General features: G+C 68.4%; 2 protein-coding genes. One reads left to right on the forward strand and one right to left on the reverse strand.

Annotated elements, in window-relative coordinates; translation table 11 throughout:
• Positions 1 to 378: DEAD/DEAH box helicase (locus ACFWF3_RS36855; protein WP_379318876.1), on the reverse strand; the 378-nt coding region annotated here is incomplete at its 3' end.
• Positions 379 to 388: 10 nt separating this feature from the next.
• On the opposite strand from ACFWF3_RS36855, the gene ACFWF3_RS36860 reads away from it, so the two are divergent.
• Positions 389 to 1063 carry a histidine phosphatase family protein gene (locus ACFWF3_RS36860; RefSeq protein WP_379318878.1) on the forward strand — a complete coding sequence of 225 codons (675 nt, stop codon included), beginning with the start codon at positions 389 to 391 and terminating at the stop codon, positions 1061 to 1063.
• Positions 1064 to 1095 lie beyond the last annotated feature (32 nt).

A 1095-nucleotide genomic window follows, 5' to 3' on the forward strand; every position in this document is an offset into this window, starting at 1 on the left:
GCGCTGGGCGGGCGGGGTGTCACCGGAGCGCACCCCCACCGAGATATCCGGTGGGTCGAGCCCCAATCGTTTCGCCGTCTGCGTGACTCCTACCAGGGGTGCCCGCAGATTGCGTTCCACGTCCACAGCCAGCGCCTTCAACGGCGACACGTAGAGCACCGACGTGCCCCGGGACGCTCCCGGCTCGGGTGGGTCCCGGTGAGCCAGCTGATCGATAGCCCACAGGAACGCGGACAGGGTCTTGCCCGACCCCGTCGGCGCGATCACCAGTGTGTTCTCGCCCGCGGCGATCGCGTCCCACGCGCCGAGCTGGGCCGACGTCGCGCCGGGGAAGGCGCCGTCGAACCACTGTGCCGTCGCGGGGGAGAACCGATCCATAGCACCAAGTGTGCACCGACCCACCGACAACTTCGTCGCCATCATGCGCCCCGACCAGCGCGAACACGCCGATGACCGGGGAGGCGCCGAGCCCGGGTTGTGGCGTGGATCGCATTCGTCGCTACCCTCGACTCTCGTGCAAACGGTGCTGAGAGTCGACCTTGTCGGCCATGGCCTTACCGAGGCGGTACGTAAGGCGCGATTTCCTGTCGATGAACCCCTTGACGAGTCGGGGCGGGCCGCTGTGCGCGCCTGCGTGCCGCTCGATGAAGCGTTGGTGCGGACAGGACCGGAGCGGCGGGTTCGCGAGACGGCGGAGGAATTGGGCCTGGTCGGCGAACAGGACGTGCGATTACGGGACCTCGATGCCGGGTCGTGGCGGGGCAGTGAGATGGGCAAACTCGCTCAGGACCAGTTGTTCGCCTGGCTCACCGACCCCGAATTCCGTGGGCACGGTGGGGAATCCATCACCGATCTGGTCGAGCGGGTGCGCTTCTGGCTGGCCGAGATCGCCTCGTCGGGTCGTAACACCGTGGCGGTGACGCACCCCGCCGTGGTGCGCGCCGCGCTGCTCGTGGTGCTCGACGCACCGGCGAAGTCGTTCTGGCGCATGGATGTTCCGCCCGCGAGCGTCACCCGGCTGCACTACCGGGGGAACTGGACCCTGCGACTCGGCAACGGATAACGAAGAAGGCCCCGGAGTCGAAACTCCGGGGC

Source organism: Nocardia sp. NPDC060220 (assembly GCF_042727815.1).
Classification (GTDB): Bacteria; Actinomycetota; Actinomycetes; order Mycobacteriales; family Mycobacteriaceae; genus Nocardia.